Source organism: Ornithinimicrobium jinqii, from assembly GCF_045032595.1.
Classification (GTDB): Bacteria; Actinomycetota; Actinomycetes; order Actinomycetales; family Dermatophilaceae; genus Ornithinicoccus.
Genome location: NZ_JBJFZS010000016.1, coordinates 153,459 through 161,317 on the forward strand (window position 1 = coordinate 153,459; position 7,859 = coordinate 161,317).

General features: G+C 73.9%; 7 protein-coding genes. 1 reads left to right on the plus strand and 6 read right to left on the minus strand.

Annotated features, from left to right (window positions below; genetic code table 11):
- Positions 1-3 precede the first annotated feature (3 nt).
- The 6 genes from ACI3ET_RS07490 to ACI3ET_RS07515 all read right to left on the minus strand — a co-directional run bounded on the left by ACI3ET_RS07490 (position 4) and on the right by ACI3ET_RS07515 (position 6,714).
- Complete coding sequence (locus tag ACI3ET_RS07490) at positions 4-1,473, minus strand: acyl-CoA carboxylase subunit beta (protein ID WP_463671527.1); 1,470 nt, start codon at positions 1,471-1,473, stop codon at positions 4-6.
- Positions 1,470-2,729: a beta-ketoacyl-ACP synthase II gene (gene fabF / locus ACI3ET_RS07495; RefSeq protein WP_405032377.1), complete on the minus strand. Its 1,260-nt coding sequence runs from the start codon at positions 2,727-2,729 to the stop codon at positions 1,470-1,472. The genes ACI3ET_RS07490 and fabF overlap by 4 nt, the downstream gene beginning before the upstream one ends.
- 131 nt (positions 2,730-2,860) lie before the next feature.
- A complete protein-coding gene (locus tag ACI3ET_RS07500; protein WP_405032378.1) occupies positions 2,861-3,109 on the minus strand; it encodes an acyl carrier protein in 249 nt (82 codons plus the stop codon).
- Positions 3,110-3,183: 74 nt separating this feature from the next.
- Positions 3,184-4,215 (minus strand): beta-ketoacyl-ACP synthase III, encoded by a 1,032-nt coding sequence (locus ACI3ET_RS07505; RefSeq protein WP_405032379.1) that lies wholly within the window; start codon positions 4,213-4,215, stop codon positions 3,184-3,186.
- Positions 4,212-5,396 (minus strand): acyltransferase domain-containing protein, encoded by a 1,185-nt coding sequence (locus ACI3ET_RS07510; RefSeq protein ID WP_405032381.1) that lies wholly within the window; start codon positions 5,394-5,396, stop codon positions 4,212-4,214. Before ACI3ET_RS07510 ends, ACI3ET_RS07505 begins: the two co-directional genes overlap by 4 nt.
- Before the next feature lie 127 nt (positions 5,397-5,523).
- Positions 5,524-6,714, minus strand: a complete 1,191-nt coding sequence (locus ACI3ET_RS07515) for a PucR family transcriptional regulator (RefSeq protein WP_405032382.1) — start codon at positions 6,712-6,714, stop codon at positions 5,524-5,526.
- A gap of 57 nt (positions 6,715-6,771) precedes the next feature.
- On the opposite strand from ACI3ET_RS07515, the gene ACI3ET_RS07520 reads away from it, so the two are divergent.
- Entirely contained in the window at positions 6,772-7,791 is a 1,020-nt protein-coding gene (locus ACI3ET_RS07520) for a glycerophosphodiester phosphodiesterase family protein (RefSeq protein ID WP_405032384.1), read from the plus strand.
- The last annotated feature ends 68 nt before the right edge of the window (positions 7,792-7,859 follow it).

A 7,859-nucleotide genomic window follows, 5' to 3' on the forward strand; every position in this document is an offset into this window, starting at 1 on the left:
CCGTCAGAGCGGGATGTTGCCGTGCCGGCCGCGGCGCTGCGGGGCCCGGGCGATCGCGCGTGCCAGCGCCGACCTGGTGAGCCGCGGCTCCACGACCTCGTCGATGACCCCGATCTCCACGGCCCGGGCGAGACCTCCGGTCTGCCGTGCGTGCTCGTCGGCCAGCTCCAGCTCCACGCGGGGTCGGTCGGTCTCCTCCACCTCGGCGAGCCGCCGACGGTGCAGGATGCGGATCGCCGCCACGTGCCCCATGACCGCGATCTCGGCGCCGGGCCAAGCGAAGACCCGCGTGGCGCCGAGCGACCGGGCGTTCATGGCGATGTAGGCGCCCCCGTAGGTCTTGCGCGTCACCAGGGTGACACGCGGGACCACCGCCTCGGCGAAGGCGTGGAGCAGCTTCGCGCCGCGTCGGACGACGCCGTCCCACTCCTGCCCGACCCCGGGCAGGTAGCCCGGCACGTCGACCAGGACCACCAGTGGCACGCCGAAGGAGTCGCACATGCGCACGAAGCGAGCGGCCTTCTCGGCCGAGGTCGAGTCCAGGCAGCCGCCCAGCCGCATCGGGTTGTTGGCGACGACCCCGACCGTGCGACCGCCGAGGCGTCCCAGCGAGGTCACGATGTTCGGTGCCCACCGGGGGAAGAGCTCGATGCTGGCCCCGGGTGAGGCCTCGTCGAAGACGTCGTCGACCAGCGGATGGACGTCGTAGGCGCGCCGGGGCGACTCCGGGAACGTCGCGGCCAGGTCGCGGTCGGCGACCGCCGCAGGGTCCAGCTCACCCTGGCTGGGGAAGGCGAGCAGCGTGCACAGCAGTCGGCCGCGCGCGTAGGCCTCGTCGTTGGTCTCGGTGACGACGTGCACGACGCCCGAGCGCCGTCCGTGCGGCTCAGGCCCACCGAGGCGAAGGGCGTCGACCGCCTCCCCGGTGACCGAGCGCACGACGTCGGGGCCGGTGACGAAGACCCGCCCGTCGGGGCCGAGGATCACGATGTCGGTCAGGGCGGGACCGTAGGCGGCACCGCCGGCCGCGGCACCGAGCACGATCGAGATCTGCGGGACCACGCCCGAGGCGCGCGTCATGATCGCGAACACCTCCCCGACGGCGTGCAGCGAGACCACGCCCTCGGCCAGGCGGGCGCCGCCGGAGTGCCACAGGCCCACGACCGGGACCTCGTCCCGCAGCGCGCGCTCGTACGCCCGGAGGATCACCTGGCAGCCCTCCACCCCCATGGCCCCACCCTGGATGGTGGCGTCGGAGCAGAAGACCACGACCGGCGTCCCGTCCACCGTGCCGGTGGTCGCGAGGAAGCCGGAGCCGTCCTCGGGGGTCAGCAGCTCCAGGCTGCCGCCGTCGACGAAGGCAGCGATCCGCGTCCGGGGGTTGCGTGGGTCCTGGTCCTTGGGCAGCCGGACACGGTCCGACGCGGCGGCGGCCGCCTGGACGGACGAGGTGCTCGGGGACCGAGCGGTCACCCGTGGCTCCGGAAGGCCAGGGCCACGTTGACCCCGCCGAACCCGAAGGAGTTGTTGACGGCGGCGAGGTCGCCCGACGCCAGCCGACGGGGGCCGCCGGTGACGACGTCGAGGTCGATCTGCGGGTCCTTGTTGTCGAGGTTGATCGTCGCCGGGACCGTGCGCTCGTGCAGCGCCAGCACGGTGAGCACGGCCTCGAGCGCACCGGCCGCGCCGAGCAGGTGCCCGGTCATCGACTTGGTGGCGGTCACGGCGATGTCGTCGGCGTGATCGCCGAAGGCGCGTCGGATGGCCTTCGTCTCGGCCAGGTCGCCGACGGGCGTGGAGGTGGCGTGCGCGTTGATGTGGACGACGTCGCGCATGGTCAGGCCGGCGTCCCTGACGGCCTCCTCCATCGCTCGCGCCGCGCCTGCGCCCTCGGGCTCGCCGGCCGTGATGTGGTAGGCGTCGCTTGACATGCCGACGCCGGCGATCTCGGCGTAGATCCGCGCCCCGCGGGCGAGCGCGTGCTCCTCGGACTCCAGCACCATGATCCCGGCGCCCTCGCCCATGACGAACCCGTCGCGGTCGATGTCGTAGGGGCGGGAGGCGGCTGCGGGGTCGTCGTTGCGGTTGGACAGCGCCGTCATCGAGGCGAAGGCCGCGATGGGCAGGGCGTGGATGGCCGCCTCGGTGCCCCCGCAAACCATGACGTCGGCACGGCCGTTGCGGATCATGTTGAGCGCGAGCCCCATACCCTCGGCGCCGGAGGCGCAGGCGCTCACGGGGCAGTGGGCCCCGGCCCGGGCGGTGAGGTCGAGGGACACCGCGGCGGCCGGTCCGTTCGGCATGAGCATGGGGACGGTGAGCGGGAAGACGCGCCGGGGTCCGCGGGTGCGCAGGTTCTCCCACTGGTCCAGCAGGGTCCAGACCCCGCCGATGCCGGAGCCGATGGCCACGCCCAGGCGCTCGGGCTCGACCTCGGGCGAGCCGGCGTCGGCCCACGCCTCGCGGGCTGCGACGAGGGCGTACTGCCCCGAGGGGTCGTTGCGTCGGATCTCCACCTTGGTCAGGACCTGGTCGGTGCTCGTGTGCAGCTGTCCGGCGAAGGTCACGGGCAGCTCGTGCTCGGCGACCCAGTCCTGGGTGAGCGTGCGGACGCCGGAGCGGCCGGCCAGGATGGCCTCCCACGTCTCCGGGGCGGTGCCGCCGACAGGCGTGGTGGCACCCAGCCCGGTCACGACGACGCGGCGGGGAGTCTGGTTCGGGGTGGGCATCTGCTCGGCCTCCGGGGGTCGGACGGCGCGGTCTCAGGTTGGGCGCGCCGGGGCGGGGGTATGTGGTGGGGGTCCGGGGGAGGACCGGTGCGGTCCGGCGCGGGAGCGGACGCCCGCGCCGGACCAGCGGGTCAGCCCTGGTTGTTCGCGATGTAGGTCACCGCGTCCTTGACGTGGGTGAGGTTCTTGACCTCGTCGTCGGGGATGCGGACGCCGAACTTGTCCTCGGCGTTGACGACGATGGTCATCATCGAGAGGGAGTCGATGTCGAGGTCGTCGGTGAAGGACTTGTCCATCTGGACCTCCTCCGGCTCCAGCCCGGTCTCCTCGTTGACGATCTCGGCGAGACCCGCAAGGATCTCCTGCTCGCTCATGGCCATTGTGTTCTCCATTCGGTGTGCGGTTGGGCCGACCCGGACTTCTGCACCCGCCGGGCCCCGGGAACTTGGGGGGACTACGGCATCACGACGACCTGGGCCGCATAGACCAGCCCGGCGCCGAACCCGATCTGCAGGGCGAGCCCGCCGTGCTTCGCCTCACCCTCGGCCAGCATGCGCGACATCGCCAGCGGGACCGACGCGGCCGAGGTGTTGCCGGTCTCGGCGATGTCGCGGGCGACCGGCACGTGCGGCGGGAGCTTGAGCGTCTTGATCATGGCGTCGGTGATGCGCATGTTGGCCTGGTGCGGGACGAAGGCGTCCAGCTGCTCGGCCGTCACACCCGCGGCCTCGAGGGTCTCCACGGCCACCTGGGCCATGGAGAACACCGCCCAGCGGAAGACCGTCTGCCCCTGCATGACGATGGAGGGCCAACGGACCGGGTCCGTGCGCTCCGGGTCCTCCATCACGGGGCGCAGGTCGGTCCAGGCCTCGCGCTGGGTGATGGCGTCGGCCTGGTCGCCGAGGCTGCCCCAGAGAGTCGGCCCGATGCCCGGGAAGTCGGACACGCCGACCACCGCGGCGCCTGCCCCGTCGCCGAAGATGAACGCGCTGCCCCGGTCGTGCTTGTCGGTGAAGTCCGAGAGCTTCTCGACGCCGACGACGAGGACGTAGTCGGTGGTCCCCGCCCGGACCATGTCGTTGGCCAGCGAGATCGCGTAGCAGTAGCCCGCGCAGGCCGCCGAGATGTCGAAGGCGGCCGGGTTGGGGATGCCGAGGCGGTGCCCGAGGATCGGGGCGGCGGCGGGCGTCTGGTAGGGGTGGGAGACCGTCGCCACGATGACCGCGCCGATCTGACCCGGCTCCACCCCGGCGGCCTGCAGCGCCTCGCGGGAGGCCGCCTCGGCCATGTCGACGACCGTCTCGTCCGCGCGGGCCCGGTGGCGGGTCACGATGCCCGACCGCTGCTGGATCCACTCGTCGGAGGAGTCGATGAGGTCGACGATCTCGGAGTTGGGGACGACGCGCTCGGGCCGGTAGCCCCCCAGGCCGTGGATGCGGGCGTGCCGCAGGGATGCAGGGACGGTGAGGGTGGGTCGCTCGGTCACAGGGAGTCCTCCTGGGGGTAGAGGCGGAGCAGGGGCTGGCCTGGGCTCACGGGGTCGCCGGGCTCGACGAGCCACTCGACGGCCCGGCCGGCATGCGGGGAGGGGACCGGCACCTGCTCGCGCAGGCCGGCGACGGTGGCGACCGGCTGGCCGGCGGCGACGTGGTCGTCCACGGCCACCGACCGTTCGACCATGCCCTTGGCCGGGGAGACGACGACCATCCAGGCCGGCTGCATCGGCTCGTCCTGGTGGCCGGCGCCGTGCTCGCGGATCATCCGGCGCGCGGCCTCGACGTCGTCCGGCGTCTTCAGGGCGAGGGTCTCGACGCCGGGCAGCCCGCGCTTGGCCAGGCCCACGAGGGTGCCCGCGGGCGGGATCTCGATGAGCCCGGTGACACCCATGTCGGCGAAGGTCTGCATCGTCAGGTCCCAGCGCACCGGGCTGGAGACCTGACTGACGAGGCGGTCGAGCACCTCGCGGCCGCTCTGCACGACGGCACCGTCGGCGTTGGACACCAGCGGCAGCCGCGGGTCGCGCGTCGAGATGGCCCGGGCGTAGCCCGCCAGCCGGTCGACGGCAGGCTGCATGTGGTGGGTGTGGAAGGCGCCGGCCACCTGCAGCGGAATGACGCGGGCGCGAGCCGGTGCGTCGTCGCGGAGCTCGTCGAGCTGCTCACGCGTCCCGGCGGCGACCACCTGCCCGGCACCGTTGGCGTTGGCGGCGGTGAGGCCGTGACGCTCGAGGGCGGCGGCGACCTCCTGCGGGTCGCCCCCGACGACGGCGCTCATGCCGGTGGGGGTGACGGCCGACGCCTCGGCCATGCCCCTGCCGCGCTCGCGGACGAAGACCATCGCCTGCTCGGCGGACAGCACGCCGGCGGCCGAGGCGGCGGTGATCTCGCCCACGGAGTGTCCGGCCCCGCCGCCGACGACCCGGAAGCCGTCGGCCGGGTGCGCGAAGAGCGAGAGCAGCGATACGAGCCCGGAGGCGACGATGAGGGGCTGCGCGACGGCGGTGTCCCGGATGGTGTCCGCGTCGGAGGTCGTGCCGTGGGCGACGAGGTCCAGCCCGGCGACGGCGGAGAGCCACCCCATGCGGTCGCGAAAGCCCGGCAGCTCGAGCCAGGGGGCGAGGAAACCGGGGGTCTGGGAGCCCTGTCCGGGCGCGACGATCACAAGCACCCCCTCACTCTGCCGGTGGAAACCTCCAGTCGACGTCGGCGATCCCCACCAGAAGGGCCACCATCCTTTGTAGGAAACCTCCAAAGAGCCCCACCCCGAGGGATATGACGCTCGCCGCCCGGACGGGTCACCGCGCGCTGCGCCACGGACGTGGCTGGTCCACCATCCGACCGAGCGCGAGCGCGACCTGCAGCACCCACCGGTCACGGGGGACCTGAGGGTCCAGGCCGACGAGGTCGCCGACCCGGCGCAACCGGTAGCGCACTGTGTTGGGGTGCAGGAAGAGCTCGCGGGCGGTCGCCTCCAGGGCGGTGCCGTTGTCGAGGTAGGCCTGCACCGTCTCGAGCAACGGCGAGGGATGGTCGCGCAGCGGGCGGTAGACGCGGTCGACGAGCGCCCGTCGCGCCCGCTGCTCGCCGAGCAGGGCCCGCTCGGGCAGCAGCTCGTCGGCGGCGACCGGTCGGGGAGCCGTCGCCCAGGCACGCGCGGCGTCGCACCCGGAGAGGGCTGCCCGGGCGCTGCGGCCGGCGGCGAAGAGGTGGGGGACGCGGGGACCCACCACCACCGGACCGGGGCCGAAGTGGGCCGCCAACCGGGTCGCGTCGGCGACCGGGTCGGTCGAACCTCCGAGGATGCAGACGAGCCGGTGACCCTGGACGGCCGTGAGCGACTCCCTCCCCAGCGACCGGGCCCCCTCGCGGAGGCTGGTGAGCGCGGGACCGGAGTCTCCTTCCGGCATCGAACCGACCACCACCGCGACCTCGGCCACGTCCTCCCAGCCCAGCTCAGCCGCACGCGAGGCCAGGGTGTCGTCGGCCTCGCCCCGCACGACCGCGTGCACGACCAGCGACTCGAGCCGGGCGTCCCAACCCCCACGCTGCTCGGCAGCGCCTGCGTAGACGGCGGCCGCGGCGAACGCCACGTCGCGGGAGTAGCGCAGCACCGCCTCGCGCAGGGCAGCCTGCTCCTCCGCCGGCACGAGCTCGGGCACCGCGTCCTCGACGGTCGCGATCGCGGTGCGGGTCAGCTCGAGCGCCTGCCGCAGGGAGATGGTCTGGGCCAGGCTGCGCGGCGCGGTCGCGAAGACCTCGCCGGAGACGACGTTGTCCGGGGCGCCCTCGGCATACCAGCTGAGCAGGGCGCTGATGCCCGCCTGCGCGACGAGCGAGACCCAGGAACGGTCGTCCGGGCGCAGCATCCGGAACCAGGTGTGCTCCGCCGACATCCGTTGTGTCGCACGGGTAGCCAGCTCACCGGCGCGACGCGGGAGCGCCTCGACCGTGGGCACGGCGTCGGGGGCGGCGTCGGACCGGGGCATCCACGCAGCCTAGTGCCCGGTCGGGTGCTTCCCGATGGGGCCGCTACCTTGGCCCCCGTGCGCACGCCCGTCGTCATCGCCCACCGCGGCGCCTGCGGCTACCTCCCGGAGCACACCCTGGCCGCCTACGAGCTGGCGGCCCGGCAGGGTGCCGATCTCCTCGAGCCGGACGTGGTGGCGACGCGTGACGGCGTCCTCGTCGTGCGGCACGAGAACGAGATCTCGGGCACGACCGACGTCGCCACCCGCCCGGAGCTCGCTCACCGGCGCACGACGCGGACGGTCGACGGCGTCGAGGTCACCGGCTGGTTCACCGAGGACCTGACCCTCGCCGAGCTGCGGACCCTGCGCGCGGTGGAGCGGCTCCCGCACCTGCGCCCCGCCAGCGCCGCGCACGACCGTGACCATGCCGTGCCGACCCTCGCCGAGCTGCTCGTGCTGCGTGCCCGGCTGTCCGAGGAGCTGGGGCGCGAGATCGGCGTCTACGTCGAGACCAAGCACCCCACTCACTTCGCGTCCCTCGGGCTGCCCCTGGAGGAGCCGCTGCTGGAGGCGCTGCGCGCAGCGGGTCTGGACGACCCTCGGGCCCCGGCCTTCGTCCAGTCCTTCGAGCCGACCGGCCTGCGGCGGCTGCGGCACGGGCTCGGCGCACGGGTGCGCCAGGTGCTGCTGGCCGCAGGCTGGGACGAGGTGCCCCACGACCTCGTGGCGGCCGGGACGCCGCAGACCTGCCGCGAGCTGCTGACGCCGGTGGGGCTGCGGGCGCTGCGCGGCGACGTCGACGCGATCGGGCCGGACAAGAGGATGGTGCTCGACCGCACGTCGGACGACGCCCTGGGGCGGGTCACCCCGCTGCTGGCCCAGGCCCATGAGGCCGGGCTGCTCGTGCACCCCTGGACCTTCCGCGCGGAGAACGTCTTTCTCCCGCGCGACCTGCGCACCGGCACCGCGCCCGAGGCGCACGGGCGGCTCGACGCCGAGCTCACGGCATACCTGGAAGCGGGGGTGGACGGGTTCTTCACCGACCACCCGGACGTCGGGGTCGCGGTGCGCGACCGTCACCTCGAGAAGGGCTGACCGGGGTCGGACCGGGTATGCCGAGGGCGCGGCACCCGGATGGGGTGCCGCGCCCTCGGCCCGTGCGG

Excerpts from the sequence above, each read along its gene's own strand:
- ACI3ET_RS07500 (WP_405032378.1), bottom strand. The coding sequence starts at position 3,109 with ATGGCCATGAGCGAGCAGGAGATCCTTGCGGGTCTCGCCGAGATCGTC.
- ACI3ET_RS07515 (WP_405032382.1), bottom strand. The coding sequence starts at position 6,714 with ATGCCCCGGTCCGACGCCGCCCCCGACGCCGTGCCCACGGTCGAGGCG.
- fabF (WP_405032377.1), bottom strand. The coding sequence starts at position 2,729 with ATGCCCACCCCGAACCAGACTCCCCGCCGCGTCGTCGTGACCGGGCTG.